This window comes from Riemerella anatipestifer (assembly GCF_009670965.2).
In the GTDB taxonomy this organism is placed as follows: Bacteria; Bacteroidota; Bacteroidia; order Flavobacteriales; family Weeksellaceae; genus Riemerella; species Riemerella anatipestifer_B.
The window spans coordinates 1,376,848-1,402,499 of the sequence record NZ_CP073239.1; the positions used below are offsets into that span (position 1 = coordinate 1,376,848).

Genomic DNA, 25,652 nt, shown 5'->3' on the forward strand with positions numbered 1-25,652 from the left:
AAGTTCTAATATCGAACCTCTAATCTCTTATAAAGACCTTTAGGGTGGTTTTAGCGGTGGGGCTCACCTGTTCCCATTCCGAACACAGAAGTTAAGCCCACCAGCGCCGATGGTACTACGAAAGTGGGAGAGTAGGTCGCCGCCAGTTTTTATTTTTGAAAAGCCTCTAGCAATACTGCTAGAGGCTTTTTTTGTTGGAGTGTTGTGATAGGTAATGTTGCGTGAGGGCGAAGGGCATTGTTGGAGCTCATCTTACAAAGGTGTAAGGGATAGGTGTGGGCTTTGTAAGATAGCGACTGCCCGTAGACCGACCCTTGCTAGGGCTTTAGAATTGGCAAAGGGACACGCCAAAAAAAACTCACTCCACAGAATAATGGAGCGAGTTGTAATTGTTAGCGGATTATGTAATCTTACTGAAATTTAATGTTCATTCCGAACATAAAATTAGTACCCGCTTGTGGGAAGAAGTAGGCATCTGGTGCCCAAACATAACCATTGTTAGCGTATTTCCTATTAAATAAGTTATTTACGAGTAAGCTAAAATCTATATTGGTTCTGTTGAGTTTTAAGTTATATTTTACATTTACATCAGCTAAGTAATAATCAGATAAACTATAATTTATGTTTTGTGTATTATCTAGATATTGTTTCCCTATATATTGTTGAGTAAGTCCTACTAAAAACTGTGGACTAAGTTGGTAATTTAAACCGATATTTCCTATAATATTTGGAGAGAATGAAATATCTGTGTCTTTTAAAACTACTTTTTCTCCTTTTTCGTTTTGTGAGTCTAGTTCTTTAATTTTATTTCTACTGATGGTTGCATTGGCGGTTAAGTGGAGCTGTTCTGTAATTCGAGTGGAAGTGCCTATTTCTAGACCTAAACGATAGCTGTTCTTTACATTTTGTGGAATAAATGCACCTACATCATTGATGAGCCCCGAAAGTACCAACTGGTTTTTATAAAGCATATAATAAGCATTGGTGGTGAGGGAAAAACTACCCCATTGTTTTTCTATACCAAATTCCCAGTCATTGAGGCGTTCTGATACAGTTTGAGGATTATTTACAAGTGCTGCTCTGTTTGGCTCTCTATTAGCAACGGCATAGGAAAGAAATACTTTTCCTTTCGGAATACGATAGTTGATTCCTGCTTTTGGATTGAAGAATAACCAGTTTTTATTAAAGTTTAACCCATCTTCTTTCCCTGTGAGGATTTTGGTATCATATTCAATATTTCTTAGTTGCAAATCTCCAAATATCTCCCACTGATTGAGTTTAAAAATGGCTTTAGCAAATCCTGAAACTTCGTTTTTCAAGGAACGATTGCGGTAATATTCGTGTTCGTGTATATTGGTAAATTGTACGCCTGTAACATTACCAAAGTGCCAACCGTAGTATTGATTTCCTACCAACCCGAAGTTTAAGTCTAGGTTATCTAATGAACCGTAAAGATTAGATACAATACCATAAAAATCGTTATCTAGCCATTTTTTTCTGATGAAATCGGTTCGGCTGATTTCATTGCCGTTGATGGAAATGTTAGGAAGGTTATACCTAGAGAATTTATTGTCTTGTCTATAATTTTCGTAATAGCCTGCTCCTTTAGTGTAGTGGAGTGTGGTTTCTAAATTCCAATTAGAATTAAGTTTCTGTTGCCAAAGTAATTGATAGTGGTTTTGCTGGTAGTTGTCGGTTTCATTGTCATAGTATCCAACTATTTGACTCCAATCTTTACTATATATAGCTCCAGATGGGTTATATCTTCGGTTTTCTTGCATCGTCTTCGCATTGATGCCGTTCCATGCATGATAAGTTTGTTCTTTTCCACCAAACATCTTAAGCCTTAATCTAGTTTTTCCTTCTTCAAAAAGAGCAGTGAAATTATAAGAGTTTAAATCTGAAAATGCTCGGTCTATGTAACCGTCCGAATGTATCATGGTGTATCTCCCCATAACGGAAAGCCTATTATTCCAAAATTTACCAGAGCCTATTTCCGCTGAATATTTGTAGGTGTTGAATGAACCATAACTGTTGTCTGAACGAAGATAAAAATGTTCTTCTGGCTCTCTTGAAATGATATTAACACTAGCTCCAAATGCCGCCGCACCATTAGAAGAAGTTCCCACTCCTCTTTGTATCACAATTTGTGAAGCAGAGCTGGTAAGGTCTGGAACATTAACGAAAAAAGTTCCTTGAGATTCAGAATCGTTGTATGGGACGCCGTTCATCATCACATTTACAGAAGTGCCTGCCGTACCTCTAATTCTAAAACCTGTATAGCCTACACCATTACCTGCATCGGAGGTAGAAACTACGGACATTTGATTCTTCAGTAAAATAGGTAAATCTTGTCCCAAGTTTTTAGCACCTAATTCTTTTTCTACATTGATGATGTCTTTGGAGATAGGAAGCCTTTTGGTAAAAGTTACTTCTGCCACTTCTGTGGTCTTTGTGGAGTCTTTTGGGGTTTGTTGTGCCCCAACTACGGAACTTGCGAAAAGTCCATAAAAAACAAATCCTTTCATTCTTAATTAAATTTTTTGAGGTTAAAATTTAGTTGGAATAAAAGGGGTTATATAATTATACAGTACTCCCAAATCGTGGGAGAAATTTCCCTAAACAGCATTACCTGTTCTAGGTTCATTGGGTATAATCTCAGCCTATTACAGCACCCCTTTATTTTCGGTTGCGAATATAAGCAAAAAAATATAAACTATTAGATACATAATAAAAATCCTCTTAGTGGTATGCTAAGAGGATGATTGTATGTGGTTTATAATTCTTTCCTTAACCTTGCAACAGGGATATTTAGCTGGTCTCTGTATTTGGCTATGGTTCTTCTAGCAATGTTGTAGCCTTTGTCTTTAAGAATTTTAACCAAGGCATCATCAGTATAAGGTTTTCTTTTGTTCTCGTTATCTACCACTTCTTGTAAGAAAGTTTTAATTTCCTTGGTAGAAACTTCCTCGCCATCTTCGTTGGTTAAGCTGTCAGAAAATAAATCTTTAAGTAGTACAATACCGTTTGGCGTATCTGCATATTTACTCTTGACTACTCTAGAAATGGTAGAAATGTCAAATCCTGTAATGTCTGCAACATCTTTTAAAATCATTGGTTTTAAGGATTTGTCATCACCCGTTAAGAAATACTCGTGCTGTAGTTTTACAATCGCAGAAATGGTTTGCATTAAAGTATTTTGCCTTTGGTTGATGGCATCTATGTACCACTTAGCCGCATCTAATTTTTGTTTAATGAATAGCGCCGCTTGCTTGTGGTCTTTAGACTCTTTATCGTGGGAGTAAGTATCCAAAATATCACGATACTCACTAGAAACCCTTAGTTGTGGTGCATTTTTGCTATTGAGTAGGGGCGTTACCTTATTATCTTTAACCTGAATAGTAAAATCAGGGATAATCTCTTGGTTGATGGTAATGGTTTGCGTATCAAAGTTACCCCCCAAACGAGGCGAAAGATTACTTATTTCGTCTAAAGCCTCTTTTAACTCTTCCTCTGAGCAGTCTAACCTTTGCATTATTTTCTTGTAATGCTTATTGGTGAGTGCTTCAAACTGGGTTTTAAGAATTTCCTCTGCGAGTTCTGTGTTTTTGTTAGGTGCGGTTTGCAGTTTAGAACGGATTTGTAATAGCAAACATTCCTGTAAATCTCTAGCACCTACTCCTGGAGGGTCAAGTTTTTGTACTCTGTTAAGGAGGATTTCTTCTACTCTTTCTTCCGTGGTATAGATTCCTTGAGAGAAGGCTAAGTCATCTACAATAGCTTTAAGCTCTCTACGAATGTATCCATCATTATCTAAGTTCCCAATAAGGTATTCAGCGATTACCAACTCTTCTCCAGAGATGTGTCTTAGCCTAATTTGTTCTATCAGATAGTCATAGATGGTTTGTCCCTCGGTAAGTACACTTTGTTGGTCAAACTCTTCATCATCAGGAGAGTAGTTGCTAGACGCTGTTTTGTAAGACGGTTCATCGTCAAACAAGTATTCATTTACATCAAAATCTGTTTCTATGCTGTCAGAATCCTCATCGTTCAGTTTGTCTAACTCTGAGTATTCTTCACCATAATCGGCTTCTTCTTCTACCTTTTCCAAGGCAGGGTTTTCCTCTAGCTCTCTTTCTAACTCTTCTTCAAAATCAAGAGTGTGCAGCTGTATCAGTTTCATCAGCTGTATTTGTTGAGGAGCGAGTTTCTGCCCTAGTTTGAGTTGTAAATTTTGCTTTAGCATGATTAAAATTCAGCGTTTTTAGGTGTTCTAGGGAATGGGATTACATCACGAATGTTCGTCATTCCAGTTACAAATAGCACCAATCTTTCTAGTCCTAAACCAAACCCAGCGTGAGGTACAGAACCGAATTTTCTAGTATCTAGGTACCACCATAATTCGTGTTCATCTACATTCATATCTGCCATTTTTTGCTTTAGAACCTCTAGACGCTCTTCTCTCTGTGAACCTCCAATGATTTCTCCAATACCAGGGAAAAGCACGTCCATTGCCGCCACTGTTTTTTGGTCTTCGTTAAGACGCATATAAAAGGCTTTGATTTCTTTAGGATAATCAAATAAAACTACAGGACATTCAAAATGTTTCTCTACGAGATAACGCTCGTGCTCCGACTGGAGGTCTGCTCCCCATTTTTCCACAGGGAACTGGAACTTCCCTTTCTTATTTTCTTTAGAGTTGAGTAGTATTTCTATCGCTTCTGTATAGCTTACACGCTTAAAGCGTTTTTTCACTACATTTTCTAGCTTTTCTATCAGACCTTCTTTTGCTCTATCCTTTTCAGGTTTTTGTTTTTGCTCTTCAGCAAAGCGTTTGTCTAGTAGCTCTAAATCATCTTTACAATGGTCTAGTACATACTGGATAACATATTTTAAGAAAGATTCTGCTAAATCTATGTTGTCTTCTAAATTATTGAAAGCCACTTCAGGCTCTACCATCCAGAATTCGGCTAAGTGTCTTGTGGTGTTAGAGTTTTCTGCACGGAATGTAGGTCCAAAGGTATAGACTCTCCCAAGCCCCATTGCTGCGGTCTCGGCTTCTAGCTGTCCAGATACCGTAAGATTCGTTTTCTTACCAAAGAAATCTTGTGTATAATCTACCTCTCCGTCTTCGTTTTTAGGAACCTTATTAAGGTCAAAGTTGCTCACACCGAACATTTCTCCAGCACCTTCGGCATCAGCTCCCGTAATGATAGGCGTATTGATGTAGAAAAACTGGTTTTGGTTAAAGAACTGGTGAATGGCAAAACTCACGGCACTTCTCACACGGAACACCGCACCAAAAAGATTAGTTCTGAAACGAAGATGTGCCTGTTCTCTCAGCTTTTCTAGAGTGTGTCTTTTAGGCTGAAGTATGGTAGATTGTAATTCTTCGGATAGGTTTTCTCCTAATAGTTCTATTTTTTTAGCAATAATCTCTACCGACTGCCCAGCCCCTTGGCTTTCTACCACTTCGCCTGTTACTTTTAGCGATGAAGCGGTGTGGATATTTTTAATAATCTCATCATCAAACTTCTCAAAATCTACTACGATTTGGAGGTTGTTAAGTGTAGAACCGTCGTTAAGTGCAATAAACCTGTTTGAACGGAATGCTCTTACCCAACCTTCTATGGTGATGTCGTGATGAAGAATAGTTTTATAGTTTGATAAAATATCTTTTATAGTCTGTTTTTCCATTGTATAATATGCTGTTTAGGTGCAAAGATAAAAAAAAGGTTTCATTCTAGGAGGGTTTAAAAATGACAAATCTCCATTTAGAAAATTAGGATAATACTTTCATAATAAAAAGCCTTCCCTTGTCTTGTGGGGAAGGCTTTGGTATCGTTTTTAACGGAGTTTATTACAACTCTACTTTGAATCTTTCAAATGCTGCTTTATCTAGCATTTCTCTATCATCAGGGTGAGCTATTTCTATAAGTGCTTTGGCTCTTTCTCTAAGGCTCTTTCCGTAAAGATATGCTGTACCGTATTCTGTAATCACATAGTGGATATGCCCTCTTGTAGTTACCACACCAGCCCCTGGTTTTAGTAGAGGAACAATTCTCGGAACACCTTTTTTAGTACGAGAAGAAATAGCGATGATAGGCTTACCACCTTCACTTAGAGCCGCTCCTCTCATAAAGTCCATCTGTCCACCAATACCACTGAATTGGTAAGTCCCAATAGAGTCGGCACAAACTTGCCCTGTTAAATCTACCTCTATGGCAGAGTTAATCGCCGTCATTTTTTGGTTCTTCATAATTTCGATAGGGTGGTTTACCTTTAATACATCTAAGAACGCAATAGACGGATTGTCATTGATGAAATCATACAATCTTTTAGTACCGAAACAGAAACTTGTAATGGTGCGGTTCTCGTGAGCTCCTTTGTATTTGTTATTGATGACATCATTCTTAATTAAATCTATCACCCCATCACTCAACATTTCTGTATGTATCCCTAAATCTTTATGATTGGTAAGGCACTGTAATACCGCATCTGGGATAGTACCTATCCCCATTTGTAGGGTAGATCTGTCGTCTATAAGCTCGGCAACATTCTTTCCTATTTGGCGTTCTACATCGGTTACTTTAGAGCCATAGTCTATGGTTAAAAGCTCCTCTTCGTGCCAAATCATTTTGTCTATCCTTTGTACATGTATCATACCATCTCCGTGGGTTCTTGGCATTTTAGGGTTTACCACTGCAATAATGCTCTTGGCACTATCTATGGCACTTCTAGCCACATCTATAGAAGTCCCTAAAGTACAGTAGCCGTGCACATCAGGAGGCGATACCGTAACGATAGCCACATCTAGCGGAAGTACCTTATTTTTGAACAACAACGGAATTTCACTCAAGAACACAGGAACGAAATCTCCTCTCCCGCAATTTACCGCTTCTCTTACTGGCGTAGATACGAATAAAGACTTAATGTAGAAGCTGTCTTTGTACTGTGGCTTTGCAATTTCCATATTCCCTTGTTGGGTGATGGAAACCACCTCTACATTTCTAAGCCTATCGGCTTGTCTTGCCATTTCATCTATAAGAACATTGGGGGTACAGGCACTACCGTGCAAAAATACACGGTCGCCACTTTTAACGATAGATATAGCCTCTTCGGCTGATACATAATGATGCATTGTATATTATATTTTTTAGTTTAAACTTTAGTTATTTTCATCTTCTAGCCAGCTAGTTTTGTAGCTGGTGTCTTCTACTTTAATAGCTTCCTCTGTAATCTTAAGCGGACGGAATGGGTCCACCATTACAGCGTACTCTTCGGTGGATTTTTTACCGATACTTCGTTCCATAGCTCCAGGGTGAGGCCCGTGCACTATACCACCTGGGTGTAGAGTGAAATCCATTAAATCAATATGGTTTCTACTCATAAAGTCGCCTTCGGTGTAGAAGAGTACCTCATCGCTATCGATGTTAGAGTGGTTGTAAGGAGCAGGTATGGCGTCTGGGTGGTAGTCGTAAAGCCTTGCCACAAAAGAGCAAACCACAAAGTTATGTCCTTCAAAGTTTTGGTGTACTGGTGGCGGCTGGTGGATACGCCCTGTGATAGGTTCAAAGTTTTTGATGTTGAACTTATACGGATAAAAATAGCCGTCCCAACCTACCACATCAAACGGGTGTGTGGCATAGATAAAATCGGTAATGTGATTTTCTTTCTTTACTTTAATAAGGAAGTCTCCTTTCTCATCTATAGGCGGTACAAAAGTAGGGGCTATGATGTCTCTCTCGCAGAACGGCGAATGTTCCAGCAACTGCCCAAACTCATTACGGTAGCGTTTAGGCGTATAGATAGGAGAGTGGCTTTCTAAAAAGAAGAGTACCGTGTCTTCTGTTTCGAAAGAGATTTGGTAAATCGTCCCTCTAGGGATAATAAGGTAGTCGCCTACGGAAAAATCTAAATTCCCTACAAAGGTTTTAAGCACCCCTTTACCTTGATGCACAAACAACAGCTCGTCGCACTCTGCATTTTTGTAGAAATAGTCCATCGACTGTTGGGGCTTGGTAAGTCCCATTTTAAGATCGTTATTAAGGAGTAATACCTTTCTACTGTCTAGGAAATCTTTTTCGGGAGTTACATTCATACCCTTAAACATTCTAGGGGCAATGTTTTTCTCTACCGCTATTTTGGGTGTTACATCTTTAGGGGCTCCTATAGATTTAATTTGAGTGGGTCTGTGGATATGGTATAATAAAGAAGCTATCCCATGAAACCCTTCTGTACCAAAAAGCTGTTCGTAATAAAACTGCCCTTCCTTAGATTTAAAAACGGTGTGTCTTTTTTGTGGAATGTCTCCTAGCTTGATGTATCTCATTTCTACTATTTTCAGAATTTACTCCAAAAATACGCAAAATTAGTGAAACCAAATGCGTTTTTAGGTGGTAAAATCAGAAGATAATACTTAAGCTAAGACCAAAAACTTTTGTAAAAATTTGCACACTTCTGCAAAAGGTTATAAGTTTGCCCTAGTTTTATGACACGCTATATCAGTAATATACAAATAAGTGTAAAAAAGTACTCTAATTATTTGGTAGTTTCAGATAATTGTGTAAACACACACACACACACACACACACACACACACAGATAGTTTCGTGGGTATGCGTTCGATTATTTAGTAAATTCTTCAGATTTTTATCGTTAAACCAAAATATCGTTCCACCAACTTTTGTTGGGGGCTTTTTGCGTTTACACCATTCTAAATTTAGCTTTCATCAATACTTACTAAAAGCACTATTGTTTTATCTCATAACATGGTCGTTCTTGTTGGGTGCTTTTAGTGTTCAGAGGGAGCATTCTGCTCTTTCTGTTTTAGCCTTCCTCCTCGTTTTGTGTGTGTTGAGAGGGGGGAGGCGTTTTTTTAGGTTAGAGGTGAGATATGAGAGTTTAGAACTTAGTACTTAGTACAGCCTCTCAACCCTTAAACCGAACCTTCAACCTCTAATATCCAATATCTAACCTCTATAATCTTAAACAATTAAATATCAACAATTCTAAAATTAAATATTATGAAAACAAAAACAACCAAACTAAGTGTACTCGCTTTTTTAGGCTTAAGCCTAGCAGTTTATGGGCAAGATTACAGTGGTAAAGTAGGAATTAATACCGATAAACCTAATGCCACTATGGAAATTAAGGGAAAATCTACCAACACTACTGATACTCTGGAGGGACTGATTATTCCTAATGTAAGTAAGAATAAGGCTTTACAAATGGGAAATAATAGCAGTATTAAAGAATCTACCCTTATCTATGTAAACAATTTAAGCGATTATACCACCACACCAGTAGATGCTAAAGTAGCAGACATTACTGAAAATGGTTATTATTTTTGGAATGGTACTAAGTGGCTAAAAAGTGTAGGAAGTACTATTGGAAATGAGTGGACTTATATAGGAAATGGAAACTATACAAGTCCATCAGGTCATGATATACAAGAAGAAGCTGTTGCTTTAACTCGTTCGTTACCCCAAAAAACAATTATTGCGTATTCACATAAAACAGCCCTTAATACCTTTGGAGGAAAAGTAAAAGCAACAGAATATAATAAAGATAAGGAAGTTATCTCTTTTTCTGAACTTACTAGTGATGGTGGCTTAGAGTTATATAGAGGAAATAAAACATGGGCACCTGAAATATTTGGGTATGTTGATTTTAAAGATGCTCTAGAAAGTGATTCAAACATTCGTATTATAGCTTCTAAATCCGATGGTGATTACCTTTTTTCTATTCGAAACTCTCCTTCGGGCATAACAACTTTACCTGACTCAAAACTTCCAATTCTTATTAATCTAACAAAAGGAACTCTAGGGATTAATAAGTCAAATCCCAAGGCTACTCTAGATATTAACGGTAATACTGATAATACTAGTAATAAAGTAGAGGGACTTTTGATTCCAAGAGTGGATAAAGAAAAAGCCCTAAAAATGGCTGGGAATACCTCTATTGAAGAATCTACGATGATTTATATAAACAGCTTAAATTTAACAAGTCCTGCAGATGCAAGTGTAGCAGACATTACTGAAAATGGTTTCTATTTTTGGAATGGTGCTAAGTGGGTAAAAAGTGCGACTTCCTATAAGGGTTCTGCATCTGTAGTTCTTAATGGCTCCTCTTTTGAAAGAGCGGCACTTACTGGTGATATAACTTCTACACAAAATAGTAATAGCGTTACAGTAAACCGAATCCAAGGTAAGCCTGTAGCAACAACTACACCTACTTCAGGTCAAGTACTCAAGTGGGATGGTACTATATGGGCTCCCTCTAATACTTTAGATATTAATTCAAATGGGGGAAAAGATTATGTGTGTTCTATTTCTAATGTTGGTCAACAAATAATTTTCTCTCAGGGTAACGCAATTTGTATAGACCGTTTACATGCTCCTTTTGATTCAACAATTACTTATGTTTGGATGTATCAAGGTATTGCACATTCTTCTTCAACCAGTGGTGGAGATTCTTATATAAATGGCTATGTACAGGGAGGTACAACGGGTCTTTTTAACATGGGTAAAACTATTAGTCCTAGTGGGGCAACATGGGGAATGGGTGGTGGTGAACCAGCTATGCCTGTGATTAAGGTTACAGATTATTTAGGAAAAGTTTATAAAGTACTATTAGGGTTTTCAGCTGTTGTGATAAAACCTTAACATTTAATCATCTAAAAAATACAAACATTATGAATACTTTAAAAGCGTGGTTGCGTCCCAATCTATTGACCAAAGATGACCCTAACGATTTTGTAGCCGTGCCACTTCTAGGTGGTAGCCTTGGCATTACAGAAATCATAGAAGCCCTTAAAAAAGAGGGTATGGAGATAAAAACGGAAACCGCAGTAGATATTATCACTCGTTTTAACCGCAAAGCCTCAGAGTTGGTACTCAATGGGTATAGCGTAAATACTGGACTGGTGTATATGCGTCCTGCGATTAAGGGCGTATTCTACGACAAGACTTGGGATAAGGAGAAACACTCCGTTTATGTCAATGTAAACCAAGGCACCGACCTAAGAAAAGCCGCCAACGATACCAAAGTAGAAATACTAGGTGAGCAGTCCAGCCCAATGAGCGTGTTCAGCATCACCGACAAAGCCACAGGCAAAGCAGACGGCACCCTAACCAAAGGTAAAAACGCCGAAATCAAAGGCACTTACATTAAAATAGACGGCAATGACCCTAAAAATGGCATCGTCTTCAAAAACTTAGACAACCAAAACGAGGTAAAGCTCTCAGCAGAGCATATTGTCCTTAATGAGCCGTCAAGGTTGCTTATCCTTGTGCCTTCGGATTTGGAGGCGGGTAACTACGAGCTAAGCATCACCACGCAAAGCAGTAAAGGCACCACCTTACTGAAAGAACCTCGCACCGAAACACTAAGCACACCTATTACTATTGTGTAGTGTGTTTTTGGCACTTCTAAATAAAGACCGCCCTTCCTTATCACTAAGGAAGGGTGGTCGCTTTATAAGAGGAAGCTACTTCACTGCCTAAGGCGAAGGCTCTTCTCTCGGTAAGGAGAAGAGCCTTCCCTCGTACGAGGGAACCGACTTCGTCTGTATTAAGGAAGTGAGGTGTTTTTCTGTAATAGAATAAATAGAAAGCAAAAATCCCTGCTCTGTACCATACAGAGCAGGGATTTTTTTATGCCCTTATGTTGTGAATACTCTTCAAATATTACGCATTCACGAACTCCGCTGAAAGCAACGACAAAGCCGTGAGCTAAACTGAGAGCAGTCCCAACAACAATATAATTATAAAAGACTGTTGAAATGTTGTGAATACCCTTCAAATGTTACGCATTCACGAACTCTGCTGAAAATACAACAAAGCTGTGAGCTAAACTGAGAGCAGTCCCAACTTCGGCATCTTTCAAAATAGGCTGGAATGTGTTGTGAATACCCTTCAAATGCTGTGCATTCACAAACTCCACTGAAAACACAACAAAGCTGTGAGCTAAAATGAGAGCAGTCCCAACTGACGCCAATTTCAGCGAATACATGGTTTTGTTGTGAATACCCTTCAGAATGGGAGCAGTCCCAACTTCAGTGCCTCTTCTGGCTTTTGAGCCATTGTTGTGAATACCCTTCAGAATGGGAGCAGTCCCAACATAACCATGGGACTAGAAAAAGAAATCTGGGTTGTGAATACCCTTCAGAATGAGAGTAGTCCCAACGCTACATCATTTCCTGAAAGGTCTTCTCTTGTTGTGAATACCCTTCAGAATGAGAGTAGTCCCAACAAAAGAGCGAATGAAATGGGCAGAAGAACAGTTGTGAATACCCTTCAGAATGAGAGTAGTCCCAACCTTTCTTACTAATTGATGCTACTTTAGATAGTTGTGAATACCCTTCAAATGTTACGCATTCACGAACTCCGCTGAAAACACAACAAAGCTGTGAGCAAAATGAGAGCAGTCCCAACCAAGGGTTTTCGGTAATGCATGGGTTTCAGGTTGTGAGTACCCTTCAAATGTTATGCATTCACGAACTCTGCTGAAAACGACAACGAAGCTGTGAGCTAAACTGAGAGCAGTCCCAACGAAAATAACAGAAATGTTCAAGGCACTTTCGTTGTGAATATCCTTCAAATGCTATGCATTCACGAACTCCGCTGAAAACAACAACAAAGCTGTGAGCTAAACTGAGAGCAGTCCCAACTTTAGAGCCTCCGCAGAAAACCAAAAGGTAGTTGTGAATACCCTTCAAATGTTAAGCATTCACGAACTCTGCTGAAAACTACAACAAAGTTGTGAGCTAAACTGAGAGCAGTCCCAACATAACCATGGGACTAGAAAAAGAAATCTGGGTTGTTAATACCCTTCAAATGTTATGCATTCACGAACTCTGCTGAAAACAACAACGAAGCCGTGAGTAAACTGAGAGCAGTCCCAACAGAATATCAAAACAATTAAAAGAAAAGTTAGTTGTGAACACCCTTCAAAATGAGAGCAGTCCCAACAAGTGTTTACATTTCAATTTAAAGTTCACTGTTGTGAATACCCTTCAAAAGTTACGCATTCACGAACTCCGCTGAAAACACAACGAAGCTGTGAGCTAAACTGAGAGCAGTCCCAACATAACCATGGGACTAGAAAAAGAAATCTGGGTTGTTAATACCCTTCAAATGCTATGCATTCACGAACTCCGCTGAAAACAACAACGAAGCGTGAGCTAAAATGAGAGCAGTCCCAACTCTGTATTTCGTATTTCAAGCTGTGAAATAGTTGTGAATACCCTTCAAATGTTACGCATTCACGAACTCCGCTGAAACTACAATAAAGTCGTGAGTAAACTGAGAGCAGTCCCAACCAATATAACATTAGCTACTTAAACCACGATGTTGTTAATACCCTTCAAAGTGAGAGCAGTCCCAACACGGCAATCATTGGTGCCGTGAAAGCAATTGTTGTGAATACCCTTCAAAATGAGAGCCGTCCCAACTTCTATGAGTTACCGAATGGCTGACGAAATGTTGTGAATACCCTTCAAAATGAGAGCCGTCCCAACAGAAAGTAGAAAAGGGTTTATTAGAAATTGGTTGTGAATACCCTTCAAAAGCTATGCATTCACGAACTCCGCTGAAAATACAACAAAGCTGTGAGCTAAACTGAGAGCAGTCCCAACCTAACCATAAAAGACACCAAAGAATGGAAGGTTGTGAATACCCTTCAAATGTTATGCATTCACGAACTCCATTGAAAATACAACAAAGTTGTGAGTAAAATGAGAGCAGTCCCAACTTACGAAAATAGCCCCTGAGTTTAAGTACGGTTGTGAATACCCTTCAAATGTCATGCATTCACGAACTCCATTGAAAACGACAACAAAGCTGTGAGCTAAACTGAGAGCAGTCCCAACTAATAGATGTAGAGTTTAAGTATAAAGAGAGTTGTTAATACCCTTCAAATGCTATGCATTCACGAACTCCGCTGAAAGCAACAACAAAGCCGTGAGTAAACTGAGAGCAGTCCCAACCAGACAAATCAAAGATTTGCAAGCGAAACAGTTGTGAATACCCTTCAAATGCTTAAGCATTCACGAACTCCATTGAAACTACAATAAAGCTGTGAGCTAAAATGAGAGCAGTCCCAACTTACGAAAATAGCCCCTGAGTTTAAGTACGGTTGTGAATACCCTTCAAATGTTACGCATTCACGAACTCCGCTGAAAACACAACAAAGCTGTGAGCTAAAATGAGAGCAGTCCCAACGAAAAGGAGTTTCTCCTTATGGTAGTCATAGTTGTGAATACCCTTCAAATGTTAAGCATTCACGAACTCCATTGAAAATACAACAAAGCTGTGAGCTAAAATGAGAGCAGTCCCAACTATTGGTGCAACATATTTTATTATAGATTAGTTGTGAATACCCTTCAAAATGAGAGCAGTCCCAACTTCTCTTTCATAGAAAAATGGAAATCTGTTGTTGTGAATACCCTTCAAAATGAGAGCAGTCCCAACTTATGAAATTTTTTAAAAAATTGTTTTCTAGTTGTGAATACCCTTCAAAATGAGAGCAGTCCCAACGCTATTCTATGCAAAAAGCTATACCAACTAGTTGTGAATACCCTTCAAATGTTACGCATTCACGAACTCCATTGAAAATACAATAAAGCTGTGAGCTAAAATGAGAGCAGTCCCAACTTATCATTAGATGCAAACAAATACCAGTTAGTTGTGAATACCCTTCAAATGCTGTGCATTATCGTTATGATAAGGTATTGTCTTTTTTTGGTGCTTGTTTTATCTCGGTGTTTCAAAGAACGCTTTTCTTTACAACGCTTTTAAATCGCGTTGTTCTATTTTTAGGCATTGCCTAATGCTTTGGCTCAACTTCTGATGCAGCTCCTTCATTCTGGTAGCTACCTCTTCGTTTTTTAGTCGGAACTCCGCCTCGGTGCTGTTTTGCTCTGCAAGTAGGAGCTTATAAACGATACTACGGTACTCAAAAAACTTTTTGGTGACTTCTTCAGATAAGAAGAGCCCACAGCCCTCCCCATAAAATAGCTCTGGGAGTTCCCTTAGAAAGGCTTGGGCATTGGCTCGGTTAATATAATGAATTTTATGCTTTTGCCCTTTGGGAACTTCCCATTTTAAGAGGTTTTTGGGGTTGTCTTGGTCGGTCATATACGCCAGCAGACGGTACATCTGCTTATGGGCATGGAGTATGTCCTCGTACTTTTGGCGTTCAATGTTGCCCTTAAGCTCTTGCCTAATCTTACGGGACAACACAATGGTAGATACAATGGCAGACACAATGACGGCAATGGTAGGGGTTACTATTTTTAAAACTTCTAATATCCAATACATACTATTCTAAATTTGAGATTTAACAATTTCGCAATATTCACGCAAGACTCTTAGCAACGCTTCGGCAATGCCTAAGCCGTCTTTTTCTTCGGTGGTTGGCTGGGCAACCGTAAAGAGCGGAATAGGAGCGTGGAGGGCTTCCTTGTAAAAAGGGTATTGGTTATGACAGAAGGCATTGCGTACCGAGGCGATAAAGGCGATATGCTCGTCCGTAACCTTGGAGGAAGTAGCATACTCTTTCTTCCATTCTTCTAACAATATTCGGAACTTATTCTCTAAACTGGAGAGGCTGGTATGTTTCTTCAGTAGTTTCTCTTCCAAGTCTAAGGTTTCTTTAAAGGCATCTACCCTTAGCGATTGGTAAATCTCCAACTCCCGTCTTAGTCTGAGCTGACTAATCGGGTGCTTTTGGGTGTCGTTCTCCTCTTTGATAAAACTAAACAAACCGTTAAGACGGCGGTCTTTTACCAAGGCTTTAAAGTTCCCCATTTTAAGGGCTTTGGTCTGCTCTTCTCGGATATAGACGGTTCTTATCGGTGTTTCTTGGTATTGTACTTCCCCCAATGCAGTGGCAGGATAGACTTTTACAGGCAATACCATAGGCAAGGTTTGGTTCAGCGGATTGAGCTTGGCGTCTGCTTCCTGAACATTGACCTCCAAGTTCTTTAGTTTGAGCTGGTGGTCGTTCAGTTTCAGTTCTTTAAAGTGATTTTTTGTCAGCTCTAAGGTCATCAGCCAAAGCATAATATCTTGGTTTCTGTAGAGCCTAAGTTTCTTCTCCAAATGTTGCCAGCGTTTGTAGAGGAGGTAGTCTTTCCATCGGTCAGAGGTATGCAACTCCAGCCTCTGCGACTCCGTAGGGCTTTGGGGTTTGTTCTGCTGCCAATATTCGTAGTGGTCTTTCTTCGGTAGCGGCGATGCCTTGGCTTCTAACTTGTACGGAAGGTCGTAAAAACTCTGGTGGTCGTCTTGGTACTTTTCCTTAAAGTACAGCGTAATGGCTCTGGAGATAAAGCCCACTCTGCCGTGTTTTTTAATCTCCTTTCTAATAGGTTTGGATAGCGTGAGGTCTTCCGAAAGGGTCTCTCTAATCGCTTCGGTAAACAGTCCTCTTGGCAGGCTAATGCCCCCTTGTTCCCAACCTTTAACCAGATTTTTTCTATTCTCTTTCGGTATTTTAAGAAGTAGACAGTACTGGTATGGTTCCCAAGGTTGGTTTTTGATAGCTTCTAAGAATTTTTCTCTTTGTTCCAGATACTGTTGGTAAAAGTCCACCAAATTTCTGCACGCTTTCCAATTGAATTTATTTAGGAACGGATGCGGGTTGGTATTTCCGATGAGGTTGGTTTGTTTAAAGTAGCCTTCTAATCGGTTCTTTTCGCCTCCGTACAAGGCTAATGCTCTTTGGATAAGCTGAAATTCTGTGCTGTTGGCTTTACTGCTCTCTATAGGTTGATTTTGAACATCGTAAGCCACAGGCTGAAATCGCATAAAGTCTTTCACCAGCCAATCAGCCAATACGCCTGTCTTGATGAGCTTTTCTCGTCTCTTTCCGAGCTTTGGAGAGCTTTTTAGTTTGGTGTTGAGGCGATGGGAGAGCAGCTTAGTTTCGGCTATTAGTTTTTCTATTTTGATTTTGGCTTTTTCCGAAAGGTCGGGTTGTTTGTTTTGTAGTAAGCCCAACATTTGTTTTGGAAAGGCTCCTAAAGGAAGGCGACCTTGGTTGGCTTTTTCTAAATCTTCAATCGTGTTGATGCGTTCTTCTTCAAAGTCTTTGTAAATCCTTTGGATATGTCTAACGGTTTCCTTCAACAAGTCTTCCGATTTACCAGTTAAATGCTGGTAGAACATCAGCGGTAATAATTCGTGGACACTGATAAAAGCATGAGCCACAAAATCGGAATTATAGGGATATTTGGCTATGCGGTTGGCACCGTCTTTTACCTCCAACGAAGGGTACAACTCTTTAGAAGTTCTTAAGCGGAAGCCGATTTTGTTATCGGTAATATGGTAGTGCGGAGTGGTTTTACTAATAAATGGTTGATTGGAAGTCTCTTTATAGTCGAGGTCTTTGGTGAGAGCCTTCCACTCTTGGGGACGGTTTATCTCTGTGAAATCTTGTAGCCTACCGAAGCTCAATAGGGTTCGGGTCAGGTGGCGTTTCTCTTGTTCATCGCCTATTTTCTTGTCGTAAATACAGTAATGGTAAGTGCCTAAATCCACTTGAAACCTTATGGACTTAAAAGACTCATTGAGGTCTAAATAGCGTAGAGCAAAATAAGGAAAACGGTCTTGATGCCTGATCAAGGTATCTTTAAAAGGGTTTTGTTCTTCCTCAATTTCGTCCAAAAAGCCATCAGCTTCTACCTGAAAATGTTTTTTATTCTCTTCGGAGAGTTTTTCATAGAGCAGTTTAGGGCAACGGCTCAGTTCAGAAAGCATATCCAAGAGCATTTGGTTATGGTCGTATCGGCTCTCTAACCTTAGTTTAGGAAGGAGTATGCGGCTTCTGCAAAACACTTCGGTGGTCATTTTTTCGCTTTGTTTATGACTGGATTTAAAACCACTGACTTTTTTCAGCATCCAGTAGGCATCGCGTTTGTCCAAAAATAGATTAGTGAAAAACAATAGCCCTGATTCTGTAAAAAAGCCGTCTTTTTCGAAGCGGTAGCGGTTGAAGTCAGGGTTGTCTTGCTTGTTCTTACCTTTTCTGTTTAGATGGGCAAAGTCCCGAGTGAGGTTGACGGTAAAGTGGACTTTGTAGTCCTCTTTTACCATTCGTAAAGAAGCGTCAAAGGCTTTGTAAAGATGTTTAAAAATATCTTTTTCTGCATCGAGTTTTTTGTGGCTGTGGTGGCTGTAGTAGTTCCTAAGATTGCGGAGTTGCTTTACAAGGGTTTTCAATGCCTTAATCAATTCGCTTGGATTAAGAGCCTCGGTTTGAGATTGGGCTTCATTTTCTTTCTCTTTCTGCTGCTCTTTTTGGTGCCCCTTCTTTTTTCCCTCTTTTTTAGGAGGGTGGTAGCACATTGCCGTCAGGAACGGGAAGTGTTTTAGGATAAGTTCCGTTAGTTGGCTCTTCTTGAGTAAATCGTGGTCGTTGTTGAGTATATTATTCCATGTCCCACAGACAACATCTGCGATTTTGTCATCATTTGAAGGGGTCTTAAGCCCCAACTGTTCGTTGATATGGCAGATGGTGATAAAAGCATTATGCCTCGCAATGTTAAGGAAAGCTCCCCAAAAGAACTTGTGTTTCAGTGTGTAAACATTCGGTAGTAAAGGTTTTTCCATAGTTATCTATTTAGTTGCCTAAAGTTAATTATTTTTTTTCAAAACTTCTATTGTGGTTAATATATCTCATCGCCAAAACAAAAAAGCACAAAACGAAAGTTCTGTGCTTTTATATTACTTGATGTTATCTATTCTAGTGTTTTCCAAAAGCACCGTAGTAAGCCGCTCCTGTAAGAATGGCGTTCTCATTCTTTAGAAGATAGATAGGGGTACTTTTTAAGATGTTTTCCATTTTGTCGCTAATCACAAAAGTTTGGTAGAAACTTGGCATTTTGAGTAGTGCCTCTATCTTTACTGCAAGGCTTCCTGCCAAAATAAGTCCTCCTGTTGCCTTTAGTTTTAGAACGAGGTTACTCGCTTCTCTTGCAATGAAATCAACATACGCCTCTACGGTTAAAGCACAAGCTCTGTTTTCGCCGTTGAGTGCCGCATCAATGATGACCTCGTGGCGTTCTCCTTTTTCTAGTTTTTGTGTAAGCCATTCTGGTTCTTCTTGGCGTCTCATATCTCTTACAAAACGGTACACATTGAATAATCCCTCATGAGATAACACCGACTCCCAACTTACGATGCCGTGTATTGCTTTTAAAAAACGGTAAAGTTCTAGCTCGTCTTCTGCTCTAGGAGAAAATTCGGAGTGTCCACCTTCGGTTGCAAAAGGGCGTAAACATTCTCCATCCCAAAACATACCTGCTTCACCTAAACCTCTCCCTGGAGCTAAAATAGCCACATTACCTTTAGTAGTGCTGCTGTTTTTGTGCAGAGTGCAGAAGTCTTTATCTTCCGTACCTTTAAGCCCATAGGCCATTGCTTCTAAGTCGTTGATAAGGGTAATGTGTTCTACCTCGGTTCTACTTCTAATGAGTTCTATATCTAAATCAAAAGGAAGGTTTTCGGTAGTGCATTTGCCATTTAAAACAGGACCCGGCACTGCTATAGAAACTCTAGAGGGTTTGCTTAAGCTATGCTCTTCTAAGAAAAGGTTTAGAATATCACTAAAAAGCCCAAAATCTTGAGTGTTGTATTCTTTTTTGTCTTTTAATTCTAATTTTCCGTTCTCAGAAACATAGTAGCCTAGGGTAGTGCTTTTCTGTTTTACATCAGCAGCAACGAGGCTTATGCTTTGGTTTTCAGTTGATTTTTCTCCAGGTAAATGGAGTGGAAATTTATTTTGAAAAGGCATATCAAATATTTTTAAGTGAGGTTTCAAAGATAACAGAATATTTTGTTTTATGAAAATAAAAGTAAGAGGGCTAATTTTCAGTATTGTAAGTTGGGTTGATAGTACTGTTTTATATGATTTTTGTGTAAATTTGCCACCAATTGTAATTTAGATAGTATATATAATGACTTCACAGCAGATAAGACAGGCTTTTTTAGATTTTTTTAAAAGTAAAGAACACCTTATAGTGCCTTCCGCACCAATAGTATTGAAAGACGACCCTACACTGATGTTTTCTAATTCAGGAATGACACAGTTTAAGGATTATTTTTTAGGTTACAAAACACCTAAAGCTCCTAGAATTGCAGATACACAGAAATGTTTGCGTGTGTCTGGGAAACATAACGACTTAGACGATGTAGGGAGAGATACCTACCACCACACAATGTTCGAAATGCTAGGTAACTGGTCTTTTGGAAACTACTTTAAAAAGGAGGCGATTGCTTTTGCGTGGGAGCTACTTACGGAGGTTTATAAAATCCCAAAGGAAAACTTATATGTTACCATTTTTGAAGGTGATGCTACCGAAAATCTAGAGCGAGACCAAGAGGCATACAATTGTTGGAAGTCTTACATTGCTGAAGATAGAATTCTTAACGGAAATAAAAAGGATAACTTCTGGGAAATGGGCGAATCTGGACCTTGTGGACCTTGCTCGGAAATTCATATTGATTTAAGAAGTGAGGAGGAAAAGTCCAAAGTTTCAGGTAAAGATTTGGTAAACCAAGACCATCCGCAGGTTATAGAAGTGTGGAATCTTGTATTTATGGAGTTTAACCGCAAAGCTGATGGTAGCTTAGAGAAACTTCCTGCTCAACATGTGGATACAGGTATGGGCTTTGAAAGGTTGTGTATGGCATTACAAGGTAAAACTTCTAACTATGATACTGATGTCTTCACACCTTTGATTGCTAAAGTAGAGCAACTTTCTCAAAAAAAGTACGAAGGCTTATTAGATAATGAGAAAGATATTGCAATAAGAGTGGTAGTGGACCATATCCGAGCGGTATCTTTTGCTATTGCTGACGGTCAGTTGCCGTCTAACACGGGGGCAGGTTATGTTATCAGAAGAATTTTACGCCGTGCTATTTCTTACTCGTACCGTTTCTTAGATATGAAAGAGGCGTTCTTGTACGAACTCGTAGCGGTGCTTAAAAATCAGATGGGAGCATTTTTCCCAGAGATAGAAAAGCAAGAGAAATTGGTTACAGAAGTGATTAAAGAGGAGGAAAACTCATTCCTTAAAACCATAGAACACGGCTTAGTAAGGTTAGAGAATATTATTCAAGAAACGCTTAAAAAAGGTGAAAAAACATTACCTGGAGCAGAAGTTTTTGAGTTGTATGATACTTATGGTTTCCCTGCAGATTTGTCTAGAATTATAGCGGAGGAAAAAGGACTTACCGTGGACGAAAAGGGCTTTGATGAGGAAATGGAGAAACAAAAGCAGCGTTCTAAAAAGTCTTCGGCTCAGAAAGTGTACGATTGGGTTACTTTAAAAGATGAAACGGAGTCTTTTGTAGGTTATGACCAATTAGAACATAAAGTGTTCATCACGAAATACCGAAAATTAGAAAATAAAGATGGTGTATTCTACCAAGTAGTGTTTAACCAAACCCCTTTCTATGCAGAAGGTGGGGGACAAGTAGGAGATAAAGGTTATATAGAAAGCGAGGAAGGTCAGTTTGAAGTATTAGATACTAAAAAGGAGAATAACCTTAATATTTCCCTTATTAAAGATTTGCCACAAGCTCCAGAGAAAGAGTTTACAGCGGTTGTGGATAGCAGGTTGCGTAGAAATACACAAGCTAACCACTCTGCCACACACCTTTTACACGAGGCTCTAAGAGAGGTTTTGGGTACTCATGTGGAGCAGAAAGGTTCTTTCGTGGGAGCAGATTATTTAAGATTTGATTTTTCTCACTTTAGTAAAATGTCCGATGAGGAAATAGCTTTGGTAGAAGAAAAAGTAAACGCTAAAATTAAAGAGAATATTAGCTTACAAGAGTACAGAAATATCCCAATACAGGAAGCTCTAGATAAAGGAGCAATGGCTCTTTTTGGAGAAAAGTATGGGGATAATGTCAGAATGATTCAGTTCGGAAGTTCTAAAGAGTTGTGTGGTGGTACTCACGCTAAATCTACAAGCGAGATAGGTTTGTTCAAAATTGTTTCCGAAAGCTCTACTGCGGCAGGTATTCGTAGGATAGAGGCTATCTCTTCTGAAAAAGCAAATGCTTATTTTAAAGAGTTAGAGGAGCAAATGGCTCAACTTTCTCTTGTATTAAAAACTAAAGATGTTCAGAAATCAGTAGAGAAGTTGTTGGAGGAAAATCAGAAGTTGAAATCAGAATTAGAAACTATTAAAAAAGAGTTAGCTAAAAATGAAACGGCAGATTGGAAAAATCAGTTTGTTTCCAAGGAAGGTAAAAATCTATTAGTGAAAATGACTTCGCTAGATGCAGCATCGGTTAAAGATATTGTATTTCAGCTTAAAAAAGAAGTGTCTACTTCGGTAATAGTTATCCTTTCCGATGCTAATGATAAGCCAATGATAAGTGTAGGTGTTTCTGACGATTTAGGCGATAGCTATAATGCTGGAGCTATAGTGAAAGAGTTGGCTAAAGAGATACAAGGTGGTGGCGGTGGTAACCCAGGATTTGCCACAGCAGGTGGTAAAAACCTAGAAGGTTTACCAAAGGCTTACGAAAAAGCTCAATGTTTATAAAAAACTAAAAGGATTGTTCTCTAAGAACAATCCTTTTTTAATTATAGGTCTAAAAAAACAGCTAAAACTAATTAGCTGTTTTTTGTGTTTCTTATTTGGTAAGAGCCTGTTTGTTCCAATCTACATCAAATTGGCAAGATTTGTAACGCCCATCAATAGATATGAAAGTATCTGGTAGTTTTTCAACAATCCATTTCTCCATTACCTTGCCCTTTTTTTGTTCTAGAGCATAATTTTTTATTCTTTCATAGTCTGTAGCTATATCAAGTGTATGGGCTGGAATCTCTTCTAAAACTTTGATAATGCTTACCACTTTTTTATCTCTATTGGCTACATCTTCAAATGCATCTGTAATATCTCCTACCTTTAGACCCACAATCTGATAGCTGTAAGTAGCAGGTAAGTCAAGTTTTTCCAATCTGTCAGAACCTCCAGGTGTAGAGATAACACCTGCATTAAATTTGGTAGCCTTATCATCAGAGTATTTGTAAGCTGCTTCTTTAAAGGTAAGTTTACCTTCTTCTATTTGTTTTTTGATATCGTTGAGTTCTTTTTTGGCAGTTGCTATTTCTTCAGCGTTAGGTTCTGCTTTTAGTAGTATATGTCTGGCATCGTAGAATTTACCACTTTTCTTAACAAGCTGTATAAGGTGATACCCAAACTCAGACTCTATAGGTTTAGAAAGTTCGCCTTCCTGTAAATTGAGAGCAGCAGCTTCAAAAGCTTTTACCATAGCTCCCTTTGCGATGTTTTTGTATAGTCCTCCAGTAGCAACAGACCCAGGGTCTTCGGAATATATCCTTGCCATTTTTTCAAAACTTTCACCGCCTTCTATGTCTTTCTTGATTTGGTTAAGTTTGTCAATTAATTTTTGCTGATGCTCCTTTGTTAATTTAGGATAAAGGGTAATCTTTGCTAACGAAATTTCGTCTTTCACCATAGGAAGTTGTCCCTTATAGGTATTGTAGAAATCGGTAACTTCGTTTGGTGTGATGTTAACACCGTTAGTAATTCTTTGATATTTCGCTTGTCCGTAATATTGGTCAGTATCAATTTGCTCTATTGCAGACTTCATCTCAAATGAATTTCTGAATTTGTAAGCAGCTAGAAGCTCCTTTTCTGACGGGAATTGTGCTAAAAGCTCGTTATACTTGGCTTCTGCCTGTTGCTTAATAGCTTCAGAGTGATTTTCTATTAAGGTGTCTTTCTTTGCTTCGTAGATGAGTAGCTTATTGCTTAATACTTTTTCCAAGAACTCACATCTATTAGCTGTTTGTGCCCCTTGCTGACGAGCGTAATTCTCTTGCTGTTCTATATCTGATTCTAAAACTATTTCGTTGCCTACTACTGCGGCTATCCCGTCCACTAAATCCCCAGGTTTAAGCTGTGCATGAGCGTTAAACGAAAGTAATGTGATAAAAAAACTCAGTAGGAAGGTAATTTTATGTTTATAGTTCATATTTAATTAAATTTAAAACCTAAGTTGCAAAAATAGAATTATTAAACAATAACTCTTAATATTTTATTATAATTATTTCTTAAAATTTGTAGCTGTTTAAAGTTTTACTTCAAAGGCAGTTAACCTTTTAAATTCTTGTATTCTTTCTTTAAGCATAGTTTCTGATATATTGGCAAGTCTTTCTGTACCGAATTTTTCTACCGTAAAAGAAGCAATAGCAGAGCCCATCATTAGAGCGGTTTTCATATTTTCAAAGCTGTAATCTTGGGTTTTAGCAAGGTGGGCTGCAAAACCTCCCGCAAAAGAGTCTCCCGCACCTGTAGGGTCAAACACATCTTCTAAAGGTAAAGCAGGAATTGCAAAGATTTGGTTTTTATCAAAGAGTAAAGCTCCGTGCTCTCCTTTTTTAATGATGACAAATTGAGGTCCCATCTTTCGGATTTTCTGAGCGGCTTTTACTAAAGAATATTCTCCAGAAAGTTGTCTAGCCTCTTCGTCGTTAATGCAAATGATGTCTATTTTAGAAATAATGTCTAATAACAAATCCCAAGTATGCTTCATCCAAAAGTTCATAGTGTCCAGGATAACGAGCTTGGGGCGTTTTTTCATTTTGTTAAGAACTGACATTTGTACCGCAGGGTGTAAATTCCCTAATAGTAATACCTCTGCTTCTTGAGCTTTTTCTGGGATTTTGGGGTCAAAGTTTTCGAGAACATTCAGCTCTGTGGATACGGTATCTCTAACATTTAAGTCACTGTGGTATTTCCCTGACCAAAAGAAGGTTTTTCCGTTAGGGATAATTTCTATTCCATCAATATTGATGTTTTTACGCAGCATCATATCTAATTCTTCTTGAGGGAAATCTCCTCCTACCACAGAAACCAGCCCTACACTAGCTTCCATTACAGAAGCGGCTAATCCTATATAAGTGGCAGCACCACCTAGTGTTTTGTCGGTTTTTCCAAAAGGGGTTTCTATGGCATCAAAAGCAACAGTTCCTACAGCTAAAAGTTTCATTGTTTTTCTGTTTGAATTTTTATAATTATTTCTTCCACTGGAAGGTTTCTATCAAGTGGAGTATATCTGTTTTTATGTATTCTACCGCAGGGGCAAGAGAATCTGGTTTGGGGCGAGAGTTAAAATATAAATTCCCTGTTATAAAATGGTGAGTGCTATCTGTGATAAAAAACTGAATGTTAGATGCAGACTCGCCCTTTAGTTCATAAAAGTTGCCAAATACTCTTTTTTCAGGATAGCTAAAAGATTTGGTTTCTATGGCACTGGCTTTTATGGTGTGTTCGTAAACCATTTTTTCAGCTTCCTTTACGTGTAGTTGAAAGTCGTTTCTTATAGGGAAGTAGGTTAAAAACACATTAGCTTTCATTTTAGGATAGCTGAGGTTAAACCAACATTCTCTCTGTTTAGCAGGTGTTACTTTAGCAAAATCCGAGAACTCAAAAGTATAACTACAAGTATTGTTAAAGGGTTGATAATGTGCTTTAGGATACTCTAAGCGGAGTTCTCCTTTAGGTTTGGGTAAGGTTTCGCCTTTACATCCGATGAGAGTAAAGACCAAGATAATGGAAAGTGTGATAACTTTAAACATTGTGCAAAAATAAAAAATAC

Annotated in this window: 14 protein-coding genes, 1 rRNA gene and 1 CRISPR repeat array; of the genes, 4 read left to right on the forward strand and 11 right to left on the reverse strand. The window is 38.7% G+C overall.

Going from position 1 to position 25,652, the window contains the following annotated elements; all coding sequences use genetic code 11:
- Positions 1-40: 40 nt before the first annotated feature.
- Positions 41-148, forward strand: a 5S ribosomal RNA gene (gene rrf / locus D1J36_RS06340).
- A 262-nt stretch (positions 149-410) separates the two neighbouring features.
- On the opposite strand, the gene D1J36_RS06345 is transcribed toward rrf, so the two are convergent.
- From D1J36_RS06345 to D1J36_RS06365, 5 genes are all read right to left on the reverse strand, one after another.
- Positions 411-2,528 (reverse strand): TonB-dependent receptor, encoded by a 2,118-nt coding sequence (locus D1J36_RS06345; protein ID WP_154138030.1) that lies wholly within the window; start codon positions 2,526-2,528, stop codon positions 411-413.
- 248 nt (positions 2,529-2,776) lie between these two features.
- Positions 2,777-4,246 carry an RNA polymerase factor sigma-54 gene (rpoN, locus tag D1J36_RS06350; RefSeq protein WP_064971138.1) on the reverse strand — a complete coding sequence of 490 codons (1,470 nt, stop codon included), beginning with the start codon at positions 4,244-4,246 and terminating at the stop codon, positions 2,777-2,779.
- Between the two features lie 2 nt (positions 4,247-4,248).
- Positions 4,249-5,697, reverse strand: a complete 1,449-nt coding sequence (gene asnS, locus D1J36_RS06355) for an asparagine--tRNA ligase (protein WP_052910182.1) — start codon at positions 5,695-5,697, stop codon at positions 4,249-4,251.
- 163 nt (positions 5,698-5,860) lie between these two features.
- On the reverse strand, positions 5,861-7,141 hold the full coding sequence (locus D1J36_RS06360) for an acetyl-CoA hydrolase/transferase family protein (RefSeq protein WP_014937397.1): 1,281 nt from the start codon (positions 7,139-7,141) through the stop codon (positions 5,861-5,863).
- Positions 7,142-7,168: 27 nt separating this feature from the next.
- The gene (locus D1J36_RS06365) at positions 7,169-8,332 is read right to left on the reverse strand and encodes a homogentisate 1,2-dioxygenase (protein WP_154138031.1); all 1,164 of its coding nucleotides are present in this window, start codon (positions 8,330-8,332) and stop codon (positions 7,169-7,171) included.
- Between the two features lie 694 nt (positions 8,333-9,026).
- Between D1J36_RS06365 and D1J36_RS06370 the strand changes: the two genes are divergently transcribed.
- The gene (locus tag D1J36_RS06370) at positions 9,027-10,667 is read left to right on the forward strand and encodes a hypothetical protein (protein WP_252339349.1); all 1,641 of its coding nucleotides are present in this window, start codon (positions 9,027-9,029) and stop codon (positions 10,665-10,667) included.
- A 29-nt stretch (positions 10,668-10,696) separates the two neighbouring features.
- A complete protein-coding gene (locus D1J36_RS06375; protein WP_154138032.1) occupies positions 10,697-11,416 on the forward strand; it encodes a DNA-binding domain-containing protein in 720 nt (239 codons plus the stop codon).
- Between the two features lie 605 nt (positions 11,417-12,021).
- Positions 12,022-12,322: a CRISPR direct-repeat array (repeat unit 36 nt; unit sequence GTTGTGAATACCCTTCAGAATGAGAGTAGTCCCAAC).
- Positions 12,323-14,786: 2,464 nt separating this feature from the next.
- Here D1J36_RS06375 and csx28 read toward each other — a convergent pair.
- The 3 genes from csx28 to D1J36_RS06390 form a co-directional block, all read right to left on the reverse strand.
- A complete protein-coding gene (gene csx28 / locus D1J36_RS06380) occupies positions 14,787-15,323 on the reverse strand; it encodes a type VI-B CRISPR accessory protein Csx28 (RefSeq protein WP_154138033.1) in 537 nt (178 codons plus the stop codon).
- A 6-nt stretch (positions 15,324-15,329) separates the two neighbouring features.
- Positions 15,330-18,617 (reverse strand): type VI-B CRISPR-associated RNA-guided ribonuclease Cas13b, encoded by a 3,288-nt coding sequence (gene cas13b / locus D1J36_RS06385; protein ID WP_154138034.1) that lies wholly within the window; start codon positions 18,615-18,617, stop codon positions 15,330-15,332.
- A gap of 133 nt (positions 18,618-18,750) precedes the next feature.
- Positions 18,751-19,800, reverse strand: a complete 1,050-nt coding sequence (locus D1J36_RS06390; RefSeq protein WP_154138035.1) for a glucokinase — start codon at positions 19,798-19,800, stop codon at positions 18,751-18,753.
- Between the two features lie 163 nt (positions 19,801-19,963).
- Here D1J36_RS06390 and alaS point away from each other — a divergent pair, with 163 nt between their 5' ends.
- A complete protein-coding gene (gene alaS / locus D1J36_RS06395) occupies positions 19,964-22,567 on the forward strand; it encodes an alanine--tRNA ligase (protein WP_154138036.1) in 2,604 nt (867 codons plus the stop codon).
- 91 nt (positions 22,568-22,658) lie between these two features.
- On the opposite strand, the gene D1J36_RS06400 is transcribed toward alaS, so the two are convergent.
- The 3 genes from D1J36_RS06400 to gldD all read right to left on the reverse strand — a co-directional run bounded on the left by D1J36_RS06400 (position 22,659) and on the right by gldD (position 25,632).
- Entirely contained in the window at positions 22,659-24,026 is a 1,368-nt protein-coding gene (locus D1J36_RS06400) for a peptidylprolyl isomerase (protein WP_154138037.1), read from the reverse strand.
- 96 nt (positions 24,027-24,122) lie between these two features.
- The gene (locus D1J36_RS06405; protein WP_154138038.1) at positions 24,123-25,043 is read right to left on the reverse strand and encodes a PfkB family carbohydrate kinase; all 921 of its coding nucleotides are present in this window, start codon (positions 25,041-25,043) and stop codon (positions 24,123-24,125) included.
- A 25-nt stretch (positions 25,044-25,068) separates the two neighbouring features.
- A complete protein-coding gene (gldD, locus tag D1J36_RS06410) occupies positions 25,069-25,632 on the reverse strand; it encodes a gliding motility lipoprotein GldD (RefSeq protein ID WP_154138039.1) in 564 nt (187 codons plus the stop codon).
- Positions 25,633-25,652: the final 20 nt, after the last annotated feature.